At 65.2% G+C, this 14,750-nt stretch carries 11 protein-coding genes; 8 read left to right on the forward strand and 3 right to left on the reverse strand.

From position 1 onward, the window contains the following. Positions 1-257 precede the first annotated feature (257 nt). The gene (locus PTE31013_RS16195; protein ID WP_150613805.1) at positions 258-1,166 is read left to right on the forward strand and encodes an EI24 domain-containing protein; all 909 of its coding nucleotides are present in this window, start codon (positions 258-260) and stop codon (positions 1,164-1,166) included. 86 nt (positions 1,167-1,252) lie between these two features. After that, a complete protein-coding gene (locus tag PTE31013_RS16200) occupies positions 1,253-2,092 on the forward strand; it encodes a competence/damage-inducible protein A (protein WP_150613806.1) in 840 nt (279 codons plus the stop codon). Positions 2,093-2,219: 127 nt separating this feature from the next. Here PTE31013_RS16200 and PTE31013_RS16205 read toward each other — a convergent pair whose 3' ends face one another. Next, complete coding sequence (locus PTE31013_RS16205; RefSeq protein ID WP_150613807.1) at positions 2,220-3,236, reverse strand: zinc-binding alcohol dehydrogenase family protein; 1,017 nt, start codon at positions 3,234-3,236, stop codon at positions 2,220-2,222. 137 nt (positions 3,237-3,373) lie between these two features. On the opposite strand from PTE31013_RS16205, the gene PTE31013_RS16210 reads away from it, so the two are divergent. Continuing rightward, complete coding sequence (locus PTE31013_RS16210) at positions 3,374-4,306, forward strand: LysR family transcriptional regulator (RefSeq protein WP_174978593.1); 933 nt, start codon at positions 3,374-3,376, stop codon at positions 4,304-4,306. A 12-nt stretch (positions 4,307-4,318) separates the two neighbouring features. Here PTE31013_RS16210 and PTE31013_RS16215 read toward each other — a convergent pair whose 3' ends face one another. Together PTE31013_RS16215 and fnr are read right to left on the reverse strand one after the other, a co-directional pair. After that, positions 4,319-4,741, reverse strand: a complete 423-nt coding sequence (locus tag PTE31013_RS16215; RefSeq protein ID WP_174978602.1) for a YybH family protein — start codon at positions 4,739-4,741, stop codon at positions 4,319-4,321. Between the two features lie 291 nt (positions 4,742-5,032). After that, the gene (fnr, locus tag PTE31013_RS16220) at positions 5,033-5,761 is read right to left on the reverse strand and encodes a fumarate/nitrate reduction transcriptional regulator Fnr (protein ID WP_150613810.1); all 729 of its coding nucleotides are present in this window, start codon (positions 5,759-5,761) and stop codon (positions 5,033-5,035) included. A 327-nt stretch (positions 5,762-6,088) separates the two neighbouring features. Between fnr and scpB the strand changes: the two genes are divergently transcribed. The 5 genes from scpB to infB all read left to right on the forward strand — a co-directional run bounded on the left by scpB (position 6,089) and on the right by infB (position 14,736). Then, positions 6,089-7,309: an SMC-Scp complex subunit ScpB gene (gene scpB / locus PTE31013_RS16225; RefSeq protein ID WP_150613811.1), complete on the forward strand. Its 1,221-nt coding sequence runs from the start codon at positions 6,089-6,091 to the stop codon at positions 7,307-7,309. 82 nt (positions 7,310-7,391) lie between these two features. Then, positions 7,392-9,281, forward strand: coding sequence for a pseudouridine synthase (locus tag PTE31013_RS16230; RefSeq protein ID WP_150613812.1), 1,890 nt, complete (start codon positions 7,392-7,394; stop codon positions 9,279-9,281). 474 nt (positions 9,282-9,755) lie between these two features. Then, entirely contained in the window at positions 9,756-10,214 is a 459-nt protein-coding gene (rimP, locus tag PTE31013_RS16235) for a ribosome maturation factor RimP (RefSeq protein ID WP_150560742.1), read from the forward strand. Continuing rightward, complete coding sequence (gene nusA, locus PTE31013_RS16240) at positions 10,211-11,686, forward strand: transcription termination factor NusA (RefSeq protein WP_150613813.1); 1,476 nt, start codon at positions 10,211-10,213, stop codon at positions 11,684-11,686. The genes rimP and nusA overlap by 4 nt, the downstream gene beginning before the upstream one ends. A gap of 80 nt (positions 11,687-11,766) precedes the next feature. Further along, positions 11,767-14,736: a translation initiation factor IF-2 gene (infB, locus tag PTE31013_RS16245; protein WP_150613814.1), complete on the forward strand. Its 2,970-nt coding sequence runs from the start codon at positions 11,767-11,769 to the stop codon at positions 14,734-14,736. Positions 14,737-14,750 lie beyond the last annotated feature (14 nt).

A 14,750-nucleotide genomic window follows, 5' to 3' on the forward strand; every position in this document is an offset into this window, starting at 1 on the left:
TTGACGATGCGGGTGAGCGACAACCCGGCGGGGGTTTGGCTCGCGCCGGGTGACGCGGTCAGACGGTTTTCGCACGGGATCTATTGCTTCGACCGCCCCCCGGTGCTGTAACATCGGGACATCGCCACGAGGGGCAGACCGACCCGGCGTCGCCGCATGTGCGCGTTTGTGCGCGCTTGCGTTTGCTCAGGGCGCCCGCCCCTCTGTGCGATCGATTCCGATTCTCGTACTGACGGCACCGACCGTATCGATACTGCATGAATGACATTCTTCGCGCGCTTGGCCGCGCGCTCGTGAGCCTGTTGCATCCGCGCATGCTGTGGCTCACCGCCATGCCCTTTTTGGTCTCCGGCCTCATCTGGGGCGCCGTGATCTGGTTCGGCTGGGAGCCGTTCACCGACTTTCTGCGCGTCTGGCTCGAACAGTGGCAGTTCACCCAATGGATCTACCGCTTTTTCGGCTATTTCGGCGTCGATAGCGTGCGCATGGCGCTCGCGCCGTTCATTCTCGTGGCGCTGCTCATCCCGCTGATCGTGGTCACCGCGTTGCTGCTCATCGCGGGCTGGTCGATGCCTGCGGTGCTGCGTCATCTCTCGCGCCGCCACTTCATTCATCTGGAAGCTCGCCAGGGCGGCTCGTTCTGGGGCAGTCTCGGGCAGTCGCTGGGCGCCACCGTGGTCTTTCTCGTTGCTGCGCTGCTCACGTTGCCGCTGTGGCTCGTGCCGCCGTTCTTCGCCATCGTGCCGCCGCTGCTGTGGGGCTGGCTCACGTATCGCGTGATGACGTACGACGCGCTGGCGTACCACGCGAGCCCCGAGGAGCGTCGCCGGATCGTGCGCGAGCGACGTCTGCCGCTGCTCGTGATCGGCGTGGCCACCGGGCTGCTCGGCTCGCTGCCGACATTGCTGTGGGTGTCGTCCGTCATCATGATCGTGATGTTCCCGGTCATCGCGCTGCTGGCGATCTGGTTGTACGTGGTGATCTTCGTGTTCTCGGCGTTGTGGTTTGCGCACTATTGCCTGCGGGCGCTGTCGCGATTGCGCGCGGCCGAGGCGGTCCGTCACGAACCGATGTTCGCCGCAACGGTGCTGCCGGTGGCGAGCCTCCCGTCGCACGAGAGCGAGGACCTGCCACCGGGACCGGGGCCGTCGAACGGTTCGCCGTGAAAGTGGCACAATCGTGTCACTGCGCGCTGCCGCCGGGCGGCGCCGCGCGCTCCCCCAGGCCCTGACGACAAGACAAAGGAAGCATCATGGCGGTCGGCATCATCATCATCGGCGACGAGATCCTCTCGGGACGCCGTCAAGACAAACATCTCCCCAAGATCGTCGAGCTGCTCACCGAGCGCGGCATGCAGCTCGGCTGGGCCGAATACGTGGGCGACGACCCCGAGCGAATCACGGCCACGCTTCGGCGCACGTTCGCGAGCGAGGACATCGTTTTCGTCACCGGCGGCATCGGGGCGACGCCCGACGATCACACGCGCCAGTGCGCCGCGGCGGCGCTCAACGTCCCGCTTGTGCTCACGCCGGAAGCCGAGGCGCTGATCCTGGAGCGCATTGCCGATACCAGCCCCGACGGACGTGCGGACATGAGTCTGCCCGACAACCGGCATCGTCTGAAGATGGGCGAGTTTCCGGTCGGTGCGCGCGTGCTGCCGAATCCCTATAACAAGATTCCCGGGTTCTCGGTCGAGCAGCACCACTTCATGCCCGGGTTCCCGGTCATGGCGTGGCCGATGATGGCGTGGGTGCTCGACACGGTCTATGCCGAGTTGCATCACCTGACAAAACACGCGGAGCGATCGGCGCTGGTGTTCGGGCTGGCCGAGTCGACGTTGACGCCGCTCATGGAAGTCATTGAGGCCGAGTATGGCGGGGTGAAAGTCTTCAGCCTGCCCAGCGTGGGCGACGCGCAGCGCGGGGCGATCTACGCGCGCCGTCACATTGATCTGGGCGTGAAGGGCGACCCCGCGCTGGTCGGCGCGGCGTTCGAGCGGCTGATCGCCGGGGTGAATGCGCTTGGCGGCGAGATCGTGCATCCGAACGAGGCCCTCGCGCTGCCGGAGGGGACGCTGCCCTCGGGCAAGTGACCGGGCACATTGCGCTCGCGAAAACCGACGACAACGGCGCTTGCCTGTGAAGGGCAAGCGCCGTTTTTCCTTTGGGGGCGGCGCGGACGGCCGGAACAGGACGGACTGCGAGGGCCGGGTGCGTGGGTCAGAATCCGGCGAGCACGAGCTTGCCGATGGTGCGTCCGCCTTCGAGCTGCGCATGCGCTCGACGCAGGTTCGCCGCGTTGATCGGGCCAAGCACCTCGCCCACGGTCGTGCGGAGCGTGCCCGCATCGACCCGCCGGGCCACTTCGGTGAGCAGCTTGTGCTGCGCGATCATATCGGGCGTCGCGTACATCGCGCGCGTGAACATGAATTCCCAGACGAACGTGGCGCTCTTGCTTTTGAGCTGACCGATGTCGAGCGGGCGTGCGTTCTCCACGATCGAGCAGATCTTGCCTTGCGGGGCGACGGCTTGCGCCATGGCGGGGAAGTGTGCGTCGGTGTCGTTCAGGCACAGCACGAAATCCACCTGCGGCAGCCCGATCGCCTTCAACTGCGCCGGAATGTCCTGGGTGTGGTCGATCACGTGTTGCGCGCCGAGCTGACGACACCAGTCGGCCGATGCCGGGCGCGATGCGGTGGCGACGACGGTCAGATCGGCAAGGCGGCGCGCGAGCTGAATGGCAATCGAGCCCACGCCACCGGCACCGCCGACGATCAGGATGGACTTGCCTTCGTCGCTGCCGTCGGGGGCAATGCCGAGACGGTCGAAAAGCGCTTCCCACGCGGTGATCGTCGTGAGCGGCAAGGCGGCGGCGCTGGCGAAGTCGAGTGACGCGGGCATGTGGCCGACGATGCGCTCGTCGACAAGGTGGAACTCGCTGTTCGCACCGGGGCGGGTGATGCTGCCCGCGTAGTACACGGGATCGCCGATCCTGAAGAGCGTGACCTCCGGGCCGACCGCCGCAACGGTGCCGGCCGCATCCCAGCCGAGCACGCGCGGCGCGGCTTCGACCGTGTCCTTCGGTGCACGGACCTTGGTGTCGACCGGGTTGACGGAAATCGCTTCAACCTTGACCAGCAGGTCGCGTCCGGCGGGGGTGGGGGCCGGCAGTTCAATGTCTTCGAGCGACTTCGGGTCGTCAATCGGCAGGTAGCGGGTCAATCCGACGGCTTTCATCTCTGTTCTCCTGAAGATGCGGCGCGCCGCCCGCGATGAACCGGCGGCGCAGCCAATGCGATGGAGAGAGACTACCGCTAGTCGATTGCATTGATAATTCGCATAATATGGAAAAGATCTTTTGGGAATTCCATCAAATGGCATTGAACCTCGATACCGTGGCGCTGTTCGTGCGTGTAGCGGCGCTAGAGAATGTGTCGGCGGCGGGACGCGAGCGCGGGCTGTCTCCGGCCACGGCGAGTACGCGCCTGGCGCAGCTCGAAGGCACGCTGGGGGCGCGGTTGCTGCATCGGACAACGCGCCGGGTAGCGCTTACGCAAGAGGGGGAAGCCTTTTTGCGTGAGGCGCAGGCCCTGCTCGTGGCCGAGGCGCAAGCGGTGGCGAGCGTCGGGCAGGGGCGCGCAGCACCTCACGGCCGGTTGCGGGTGTCGTGCTCCTCGTCGTTCGGGCGTCAGCACGTCTCTCCCGCGTTGCCGGCGTTCCTGGCGCGTTATCCGGGGATTTTGCTGGATTTTCGGCTGACGGATCGCGTCATTGACCTGATCGAGGCGGGCATGGATCTCGCGATTCGCGTGGGCGCGTTGCGCGATTCGACGCTTGTTGCCCGCAAGCTCGCCCCGAATCGCCGGACATTGTGTGCGTCGCCCGCGTATCTTGCTGCGCGTGGCACGCCGAAGCATCCCGGCGACCTCGCCGCACACGACTGCCTGGTCCTGGGGGAGCAACGCGACTGGCGGTTCATGACGCCCGGCGGCCCGCTGAGCGTGCGCGTCGGCGGGCGTCTGGCGTCAGATAACGGGGAGGTGCTGCGCGATGCAGTGCTGGCGGGCCTCGGCATTGCGCTCAAGTCGACGTGGGACGTCGGCGCGCATCTGCGCAGCGGGGCACTGGTGCCGGTGCTGCCCGCGTACCCGCTGGCGGAGGACGTGGCGATCTGGGCCGTCTACCCGAGCCGGGCGTTTGTGCCGCCGAAAACCCATGCACTGATCGACTTTCTACAGGCGCGTTTCGGGCCAGTGCCGTATTGGGATGACGGGGATGCGCCGTCGGCCGATGCATTGGTCACTTGAACCGGCGCGGCGTCAGTGCAGGTGATGGGGCCGTGCGAGATGAGCGCCGGTGTCCTCGTGACCGATTGCCGGGCTGGCGTGGTGCAGCACGAGCCGCCAGCCGTCGGCTTCCTTCATGTAGACGTTCGTGGCGAGCACGAAGGCGTAACGGGCTTCGGGGCGCGTCTCGACCTGCACCTGTTCCAGCACGTTATGGACGGCACACAGCGGGTTTCGCGCCACCTGGAGATGACTCGCCGCCACGTGCAACCCGTCCTTGGCGAGGATCTGCTGCCAACTCGCGCGAACGGCGGCCGGGCCAACGTGGCGGGGTCCTGCGGGGTGAATGCAGACGATTTCCTCGTCTTCCGACCAGACGTCCATCAGTGTATCGGTATCGCCGGCGCGCAGTGCTTCGTAGTATGCGTGCTCGGCGTCTTCCGGACTCAGAAAAATGGCAGCGGGCATAACGGCGGCCTCCGACGGGGTGGAGCGCCAGGCAATGGGTGGGGCCTGGCGAACGCGCCGATTATGGAGGGTTTGCCGGGGCTTGTCGAACGTCGGAATGGCGCAACGGCAAATGCGAAGGCGAAATGGCGACATCGCGCGCGACGCTTGATCTGGCGCAAGGCGACGCCAGCGCAGCGCCGTTAGCGTATCGGTAACGAGAGGGAATGCGACAGCGGGCGAGGACGCCCGGCAGGATCGGCCGTCGCGGGAACGCTTGTGCGTCCCCGGTGGCAGGCTTCAGCAGGGAACGCCAGCGAGTTCGTGCAGGGCGGCCGCGTCGATGATCTTGACGTGGCGCTGACGGATTTCGATCATGCCGTTTTGCGCAAAGCGCGAAAACAGGCGGCTGACGGTTTCTAGCTTGAGGCCGAGGAAACTTCCGATTTCTTCGCGACTCATGCGCAGGACGAACTCGTTGGCTGCATAGCCGCGCGCGGACAGCCGCTCGGAGAGGTTGAGCAGGAAAACGGCCAGACGCTCCTCGGCGCGCATGGTGCCGAGCGCGAGTAGTTGCTGGTGCTCGTTGCGGATCTCCTGGCTCATCAGGCGGTGCAACTGACGCTGCAGCGACGGCACCTGACGCGATAGCGCCTCCAGTTCGCCGAAGCGCGCGATGCACAGTTCGCTGTCTTCGAGTGCGATGGCCGTGCTCGGGTGATGATGGTCGGCGACCGCGTCCAGGCCGATGAGTTCGCCCTGGAGGTGGAAGCCGACGACTTGCTCGCGGCCGTCGGGCGCGGTGACGGAGCTCTTGAGCGAACCGAAGCGAATGCCGTAGACGGCGTGCAGATCATCGTTGGCGTGATAGAGCACTTCGCCTTTCTTGAGGCGGCGACGCTCGCTTACCAGTGCGTCCAGTTGTTCCAGTTCGTGTTCCGGGATGCCCACAGGCAAGCAGAACTGCCCGAGCGAACAGGTGGAACAACGGGGCTGCGCGATGGGAGTGCGACCGATTTCTGTGGTCATGGGTGCCCTTGGTGTTTTTTGAGGAGTCTATCATGGGGCGTTGACCTATCGTTTTCCCTTTCTGCAGGTCGGGATATCGACGACGCTTTACGGGCGTCGGCGTTTCAGTAATAATTGCGCACATACCGGACGTCCGTCTCGCCGCACTGTCGGCCTGGGCGTTTTCCCGGCAGGTCGTTTCGAAGCATTCAGGTCGCGCCGCCGTCACTACGACCGAACACAACCGGGCGCGCGCTTATGCGAAGCGGTTACGACCGTTTCCCGTGTTCCAAGCATCCATTTATTCCTGATACCGGGTCGCCAAGCCCCCGGTCTGCTTAGTCGCACATGAATACCCAAGAGGCGAAACTCGTCCTCGAGACCGCGTTGATTTGCGCGCAGGAGCCGCTCAAGGTCGGCGATCTGCGCAAGCTTTTCAATGACGCCGTGTCTGGTGACACGGTGCGCGCGCTGCTCGAGGAAATCCGCGTGCAATGGGATGGCCGAGGTGTGGAATTGGTGGCGTTGGCCACCGGCTGGCGTTTCCAGAGCCGTCCGCGCATGCGTGAATACCTTGACCGTCTGAATCCGGAGAAGCCGCCGAAGTATTCGCGCGCCGTGATGGAGACGCTGGCGATCATTGCGTACCGTCAGCCGGTCACGCGCGGCGATATCGAAGAGATTCGCGGCGTGACCGTCAATACGCAGATCATCAAGCAGCTCGAGGATCGTGGCTGGATCGAAGTGATCGGCCATCGCGATGTGCCGGGACGGCCAGGTCTGTACGCGACGACCAAGGACTTTCTCGATGATCTGGGGCTGCGCGCGCTCGATGCGCTGCCGCCGCTCGAAGATCCGGCGGCACAGGCGCAGATCGACTTGCTTGCGCAGCAGAACATCGAGTTCGGCGAGCGCGCTGAGGGCGATGCGGGCGATGAAGCATCGTCCGATGACGTACCCGTCGCCGATGCCGATGCGCTGGCCCGTCTGGCGCAGGCACGTGCCGACGACTTGCCGCTGGCGCAAGGGCTGCCGGAAGATCAGCGTCCATTGCCGCTGACGGACGATGCACCGACGGAAGATGCGTTGCTCGACGCCATCATGGCCGAAGGCGATGGCGGCGTGGCGGTGCCGCCTGAGGCGGCGGGCGTTGCGCCTGCCGGCATGGCACGGGCGAAACTGACGGCGCCTGCGGAACTCGGGGGATCGGTACACGTCAGTGAGCAGGTCGATACGGTGCATGCTGACGCGACGCAAGTGACGTCCGGCGACGACGATCAAGGTGGTGCTCCGGCGTCTCCTGATGCCGCATTGTCGGGTGAGGTCGTGCAGGACAAGGAATTTTCCGAAGAATCGGAGGCTGCGGTGTCGGTCGGCGACGATCCGCCGCAAGATGCGCAACACGTGGCGACGCAGGCGGCAGATCCCGCAGCGTCGGCAACGCAAGAAGTTTCCCCGCACGCTGCCGACTCGGCAGCGAACGAACCCGCCACCGGGCATCCCATGTCCGGCGAGCGGAATGACGACGAGAGCGAAGGGGACGACAAGAGTCTCGTCACGGGCACCTGAGGCGTCGGCGCATTGCGTCGCTCGCACCAGCAGGGCCGTTTGCGATAAGAACGAAGTCGCGGCAAGCGTTTGCCGCGCATTCATGGTGCGAACACGGATCGGGGCAGCCACTCACCGCTTGCCCGCAGCGATCCCGTTTTCCAATGAGGTTGTGTTGAAACAAATCGAAGAATCCCAGGACCAGCACGCACGCGATGCCGGTGCCGAAGCCCGTGCGCCGGAAGGCGACGGCGGCGACGAAAAAGCATCGCGCCGCGGCTTGCGCCGTGGTCCGCGCAGTCTGATTGCCCGCCGTCGTGCGGCTCAGCAATCCAAGCGTGAAGGCGAGGACGGAGGTGCAGGCGAATCGCCTGCATCGGATGCCCCACAGGGCGACCCGGACGGCGATGCGCCGCGAACCCAGGCTTCGGGCGCCGACGGCGCGCCGTCGGCCGCTCAGGGGCGTGGCCGCAATCCCGCACCCCGTAAGCCACGCGGCGGCAAGCGCGACGGTGCCTCGCAGCCGTCGCAACCGCCGCAGGGTGGTGGCGCGTCCAACGGCAACGGTGCGGCGCCAGCCGGCAAGGCGCAGCAAGGTGCCAAGGGCCGCGGCCGCAAGGATGCGGCGGGCGGTGCCCGAGGCGGCGCGGGTGCCGTCGGCGCTCAGGGTGGCAAGGGCGGCAAGGCGGGCAAGGGTGCGGATGACGATCTGTTCGCGTTCGTGACGTCGGGCGGTTTCGACAGCGACGAGTCCGAAGGCGATGCCAAGGCTGCCGCCAAGCGCGGCCGCCGCCCGGCAGACCGTCGTGTCCTGTCGCCGGACGACGAGGCGCCCAAGCTACACAAGGTGCTCGCCGAGGCCGGTATGGGGTCGCGTCGCGAGATGGAAGAACTGATTCTCGCGGGGCGCGTGTCGGTCAACGCCGAGCCCGCGCACATCGGCCAGCGCATTCTGCCGACCGATCAGGTCCGCATCAACGGCAAGCTCGTCAAGCGTCGCATCACGAGCAAACCGCCGCGCGTGCTCCTCTATCACAAGCCGGCTGGCGAAATCGTCAGCCATGCCGACCCGGAAGGCCGCGCATCGGTGTTCGATCGCTTGCCGCCGATGAAGACGGCCAAGTGGCTCGCCGTCGGACGCCTGGACTTCAACACGGAAGGTCTGCTGATCCTCACGACCTCCGGCGATCTGGCCAACCGATTCATGCATCCGCGCTATGGCATCGAGCGTGAATACGCGGTGCGTACCGTGGGGCAATTGAGCGAGGCGTCGCGCCAGCAACTGCTGCGTGGCATCGAGCTGGACGACGGCAAGGCCAACTTCCTGCGTTTGCAGGACGGCGGCGGTGAAGGGTCGAATCACTGGTATCACGTGGCGTTGACCGAAGGCCGTAACCGCGAAGTGCGTCGCATGTTCGATGCGGCGGGCCTGATGGTGAGTCGCCTGATCCGTACGCGTTACGGCTCGCTGACCCTGCCGCGTGGCCTCAAGCGCGGTCGTTACGAAGAGCTGGACGATGCGCAGGTGCGCTCGCTGTTCGCGTCGGTTGGCATGAAGATGCCGGGCGCCAGCTCGGACGACAAGGGCAGTGTTGGCGGTCGTGGCGGCAAAGCCGGCGCACCGAAGGAGCCGCGTCGTCAGCCGGACCCGATGCAGACGGCCTTGGGCGTGTTCAGTCGTGAGCCCGGTCAGTCGCGCCGTCCCCGGCCCAATCCGCTGACGGCGTTTGTTGGTCCGAGCGGCGGCTATCCGGGGCAGACACCGTCGCCGCGAGGTGAGGGGCGACGCTTCGGCGGTGGTGGCAATTCGTCGGCAGGCGGTGGCGGTTTTGGCGGCCAATCGCGTGGCGGCAATGGCAATGGCAACGTCAACGGCAACGTCAACGGTAATCGCAGTCGTGGCGGCAACCGTGCCGGCGGCACAGGTGGGGGCGCGGGTGGGGGCGCCGGTGGCGGCAACCGTGGCAATCGCGGCGGTAATCGTTCGCGCTGATTCGGCGGAATCCCCCCAACGGGGCGGCGGAAGCGGGCCGGGGGGGGGGGGCGGGGGTGCCGGCGTGTCGCTGCGCGCCTCACGTCCTGCAAAATGGAGGGTGGTCGTTTGTCGGTCATTCTGCGTTCGGCAATGCGGCATGAGTGCCTGTCCTGCGGGTTTTGCGGGCGCCGAGCGTTGCAAATCGGCCCAAAATCATATAAAATCAGCGAATAAGCTGGTCTGCGTGTTGTGACTTCCGTCGCGGCACGCACCTCATGCGCAATGAGGCTGTAAGAAATGGGCGTTTCGCCCATTTTTTTTTGCCGCGAGCGTTTTGCGCGCGGCCGATGCCGCCGCGTTCGGGAGTGGGTGTGCCAACACAGGCACGTCGGCCCGGGCGGTCGAGGGCCGGTATCGTGCGGCGCCCCAGGCGGGGCGCGCAGACATGTCGGGCGCTGCTGATGCGCGCGAGTTTTTCTAGGGTGAGCAAAGTTGCAATTGCCAGAACTGATCGAGACCACGGTCGAAGGCCTGGGCTACGAGCTAGTCGATCTTGAGCGTGCCGGCGGCGGTTTGCTGCGCGTCTACATCGACAAGCCGGAAGGCATCACGATCGATGACTGCGAGACGGTGAGCCGTCAGCTCTCGCATGTCCTGATGGTTGAGAACGTCAATTACGATCGACTCGAAGTGTCGTCGCCGGGGCTGGATCGTCCGCTGCGCAAGCTGCGTGACTTCGAGCGTTTTGCCGGTGCGGAAGTAAGTCTTACGTTGCGTGTGCCGCTCGAAGGCCGCAAGCAGTTTCGCGGCATCCTGCAGGCGCCGCAAGGCGAGAACTTGAGCCTGGAGTTCGAAGGCAAGGGCGGCCCGGCGCTGCTCGACTTCACCCTCGCGGATATTGACCGTGCGCGCCTTGTGCCGCAGATTGATTTTAGGAGTCGCAAACGATGAGTCGCGAAGTATTGCTGTTGGTCGATGCGCTCGCGCGCGAAAAGAACGTCGACAAGGACGTCGTGTTCGCCGCGCTGGAAGCAGCATTGGCCTCGGCCACCAAGAAGCGCTACACCGAGGACGTCGATATTCGCGTGCAGATCGACCGCGAGTCGGGCGAGCACGAGAGCTTCCGCCGCTGGGTCGTGGTGCCGGACGAGGCGGGCCTGCAAGAGCCGGACAAGCAGATCCTGTCGTTTGAAGCCAAGGAAGACGATCCGTCCATCGAGATCGGCGAGTTCGTGGAAGAACCCGTGGAGTCGGTGGAGTTCGGCCGTATCGGCGCACAGGCGGCCAAGCAGGTCATTCTGCAGCGTATCCGTGATGCCGAGCGTGAACAGATCCTCACGGACTTCCTGGAGCGCGGCGAGAAGATCATGACCGGTACGGTCAAGCGTCTCGACAAGGGCAACCTGATCGTCGAGTCGGGTCGTGTCGAAGCGCTGCTGCGCCGCGATCAACTGATCCCGAAGGAAAACCTGCGTATCGGTGACCGCGTTCGCGCGTACATCGTGAAGGTCGACCGCACGGCGCGCGGCCCGCAAATCGAACTCTCGCGCACGGTGCCGGAATTCCTGATCGAGCTGTTCGGCATGGAAGTGCCGGAGATCGAGCAGGGTCTGCTGGAGATCAAGTCGGCCGCTCGCGATCCGGGCGTGCGCGCCAAGATCGCCGTGGTCGCGTACGACAAGCGTATCGATCCGATCGGCACCTGCGTGGGCATTCGCGGTACGCGCGTGCAGGCGGTGCGTAACGAGCTTGGCGGCGAGAACGTCGACATCGTGCTGTGGTCGGAAGACCCGGCGCAATTCGTGATCGGTGCGCTGGCGCCGGCGGCGGTGCAGTCGATCGTCGTGGACGAAGAAAAGCACAGCATGGACGTCGTCGTCGACGAGAACGAACTGGCGGTGGCGATCGGTCGCAGCGGTCAGAACGTGCGACTCGCATCGGATCTGACCGGTTGGCAAATCAACATCATGACGCCGGACGAATCGGCCGAGAAGCAGAACGAAGAGCGTGGCACGCTGCGCTCGCTGTTCATGCAGCGTCTCGATGTGGACGAAGAAATGGCGGACATCCTGATCGAGGAAGGTTTCTCGAGTCTGGAAGAAATCGCCTACGTGCCTTTGAACGAAATGCTCGAGATCGAAGCGTTCGACGAGGACACGGTGCACGAGCTGCGCAATCGTGCGCGCGACGCCCTGCTGACGCAGGCGATTGCGACCGAGGAGAGAGTCGAGGGTGTTGCACTCGATCTCAAGAGCCTCGATGGCATGACGCCCGAGTTGCTGGCCGAGCTGGCCGAGCATGAAATTCAGACGCGCGATGATCTGGCCGAGCTGGCCGTCGACGAACTGACCGAAATGACCGGTGTCGACGAGGAAGCCGCGAAGGCCCTGATCATGAAAGCGCGAGAGCACTGGTTCCAATGATGACCTGCCCTGGCACGCATATGGAACAGTGAACTTTGAAGTTAACCGCAAGGCGCCTGGCCTTGCTTGAAGAGGTTTGAATGGCGAGCATCAACGTAGCCCAATTTGCTGCAGAACTCAAAATGCCGGCCGGCGTGTTGCTGGAGCAACTCAAAGCCGCCGGCGTGGAAAAACTCAGCGCCGACGATTCCCTGACGGAAGCCGACAAGGCCCGTCTGCTGGAGCACCTGCGCCGTTCGCACGGCGCTGGCGACGGCGACAAAAAGAAGATTACTCTGACGCGTCGCCAGACCTCGGAAATCAAGCAAGCCGACGCGACCGGTAAGGCGCGCACGATTCAGGTGGAGGTGCGCAAGAAGCGCACCTTCGTCAAGCGTGACGACGTCGCCGAAGGTGCGGATGGCGCGGCGGCAGCCGCCGAAGACGAAGCCCTTCGCCAGCGTGAGGAAGACGCTCGCCGCGAAGCGGAGCGTCTGGCCGCGGAGGCGGCGGAACTCAAGCGTCGCCAGGAGCAACTGGAGCGCGAGGAAGCCGAGCGCCGCGAACGCGAAGAGAAGGAAGCGGCCGAGCGCCGTGCGCGCGAGGAAGCGGAGCGTGCCGCAGCAGCCAAGGCGGCCGAAGAGCAGAAGGCGAAGGCTGAAGCCAAGGTCGAAGTCAAGGTTGACGCTGAAGCCGAGAAGGCTGCCAAGGCCGATGCCGAGAAGGCTGCCAAGGCGGATGCCGAAAAGGCCGAACAAGCCGAGAAGGCCGCAGCGGCCAAGGCCGAAGCCGAGCGCGAGCAGGCCCGCAAGGCCAGCGAAGAAGCCCGTGCGGCCGCCGAGAAGGCGAGTGCCGCGGCTGACAAGGCGCGCGCCGAAGAGGAAGCGATCCGCAAGCGCCGTGCGGCGGCGGAAGCCGAAGCACGCGCGATTCGCGAGATGCTGAATGCACCGCGTCGCGTGCTCAAGGCACCGGAACCGGCGCCTGCTGCGCCTGCCGCGGCCAAGCCGGAAGCGAAGGGTACTCTGCACAAGCCGGCCAAGCCGGAAGGTGCCGCGTCGGCCAAGCCGGCGGACAAGAAGCCGGCGGCAGCCGCCCCGGCCTCCACGACCGCCGGTGCTGCCGACAAGAAGGACAAGAAGCCGGGCGCCTGGCAGAAGGATGCGGATAACCGCAACAAGCGTGGCGGCATGAAGACGCGCGGCGACGCGAGCGGCGGCTCGGATGGTTGGCGCGGCGGTGGCCGTGGCGGCCGTCGTGGCGACCGTCATTCGCAGGACGATCGGTCGTCGTTCCAGGCCCCGACCGAGCCGGTCGTGCGCGACGTTCACGTGCCGGAAACCATCAGCGTGGGCGATCTGGCGCACCGGATGTCGGTGAAGGCCTCGGAAGTCATCAAGCTGATGATGAAGATGGGTCAGATGGTGACCATCAACCAGGTGCTGGATCAGGAAACCGCGATGATCGTGGTGGAGGAACTGGGTCACCGTGCGATCGCCGCGAAGCTGGACGATCCGGAAACGCTGCTGGCGCTGGGCAACGAGGCGACGGAAGCCGAATCGCTGCCGCGTCCGCCGGTGGTCACGGTGATGGGCCACGTCGACCACGGCAAGACCTCGCTGCTGGACTACATCCGTCGCGCCAAGGTGGCGGCGGGCGAAGCCGGCGGTATTACGCAGCACATCGGTGCGTATCACGTCGATACGCCGCGCGGCACGGTGACGTTCCTCGACACGCCGGGTCACGAGGCCTTTACGGCCATGCGTGCTCGCGGTGCGCAGGCAACCGACATCGTGATTCTCGTGGTTGCAGCGGACGACGGCGTGATGCCGCAGACGAAGGAAGCGATTGCGCACGCGAAGTCGGCCGGTGTGCCGATCGTGGTGGCGATCAACAAGATCGACAAGCCGGAAGCCAACCCGGATCGCGTGAAGCAGGAACTCGTGGCCGAGGGTGTGGTGCCGGAAGAGTACGGTGGCGATTCGCCGTTCGTGCCGGTGTCGGCAAAGACGGGTGCGGGCATCGACGATCTGCTCGAGAACGTGTTGCTGCAGGCGGAAGTGCTGGAGCTGAAGGCGCCGGTGGAAGCGCCGGCCAAGGGCATCGTGATTGAAGCGAAGCTGGACAAGGGTAAGGGTCCGGTGGCGACGATTCTGGTGCAGTCGGGCACGCTGCGTCGTGGCGACATGGTGCTGGCCGGTCAGGCGTACGGCCGTGTGCGTGCAATGCTGGACGAGACGGGCAAGACCGCGAAGGAAGCGGGCCCGTCGATCCCTGTGGAAATCCAGGGTCTGTCGGAAGTGCCGGGGGCCGGCGAAGAAGTGCTGGTGGTCCAGGACGAGCGCAAGGCGCGTGAAATTGCACTGTTCCGTCAGGGCAAGTTCCGCGACGTGAAGCTGGCCAAGCAGCAGGCCGCGAAGCTCGAGAACCTGTTCGAGCAGATGGCCGAAGGCGAAGTCAAGTCGTTGCCGCTGATCATCAAGGCCGACGTGCAGGGTTCGCAGGAAGCGCTGGCACAGTCGCTCAACAAGCTCTCGACGCCGGAAGTGCGTGTGCAGATCGTGCATGCCGCCGTGGGTGGCATCAGCGAAAGCGACGTCAACCTGGCGACGGCTTCGAAGGCGGTCATCATCGGTTTCAACACGCGTGCGGATGCATTGGCGCGCAAGCTGGCCGAGTCCAACGGGATCGACATTCGTTACTACAACATCATCTATGACGCCGTGGATGAAGTGAAGGCGGCGATGTCGGGCATGCTGGCGCCCGAGAAGAAGGAAGAGATCACGGGTGTGGTCGAAGTGCGCCAGACGTTCCGCGTGCCGAAGGTCGGGACGGTGGCCGGCTGTATGGTGCTCGACGGCTTCGTCAAGCGTGGGTCGCATGTGCGTGTGTTGCGCGACAACGTCGTCATCTTCACGGGCGAGCTGGATTCGCTCAAGCGCTTCAAGGATGACGTGAAGGAAGTCAAGTCCGGCTTCGAGTGCGGTCTGTCGGTGAAGAACTTCAACGACATCACGGAAGGCGACCAACTGGAAGCGTTCGAAATCACGGAAGTTGCGCGCTCGCTGTAACGCGATTGGCACAA

Origin of the sequence: Pandoraea terrigena (assembly GCF_902459705.1) — a bacterium.
In the GTDB taxonomy this organism is placed as follows: domain Bacteria; phylum Pseudomonadota; class Gammaproteobacteria; order Burkholderiales; family Burkholderiaceae; genus Pandoraea; species Pandoraea terrigena.

Excerpts from the sequence above, each read along its gene's own strand:
- scpB (WP_150613811.1), top strand. The coding sequence starts at position 6,089 with ATGAATACCCAAGAGGCGAAACTCGTCCTCGAGACCGCGTTGATTTGC.
- nusA (WP_150613813.1), top strand. The coding sequence starts at position 10,211 with ATGAGTCGCGAAGTATTGCTGTTGGTCGATGCGCTCGCGCGCGAAAAG.
- PTE31013_RS16195 (WP_150613805.1), top strand. The coding sequence starts at position 258 with ATGAATGACATTCTTCGCGCGCTTGGCCGCGCGCTCGTGAGCCTGTTG.
- PTE31013_RS16200 (WP_150613806.1), top strand. The coding sequence starts at position 1,253 with ATGGCGGTCGGCATCATCATCATCGGCGACGAGATCCTCTCGGGACGC.
- infB (WP_150613814.1), top strand. The coding sequence starts at position 11,767 with ATGGCGAGCATCAACGTAGCCCAATTTGCTGCAGAACTCAAAATGCCG.
- PTE31013_RS16210 (WP_174978593.1), top strand. The coding sequence starts at position 3,374 with ATGGCATTGAACCTCGATACCGTGGCGCTGTTCGTGCGTGTAGCGGCG.
- PTE31013_RS16230 (WP_150613812.1), top strand. The coding sequence starts at position 7,392 with ATGGTGCGAACACGGATCGGGGCAGCCACTCACCGCTTGCCCGCAGCG.
- fnr (WP_150613810.1), bottom strand. The coding sequence starts at position 5,761 with ATGACCACAGAAATCGGTCGCACTCCCATCGCGCAGCCCCGTTGTTCC.
- PTE31013_RS16205 (WP_150613807.1), bottom strand. The coding sequence starts at position 3,236 with ATGAAAGCCGTCGGATTGACCCGCTACCTGCCGATTGACGACCCGAAG.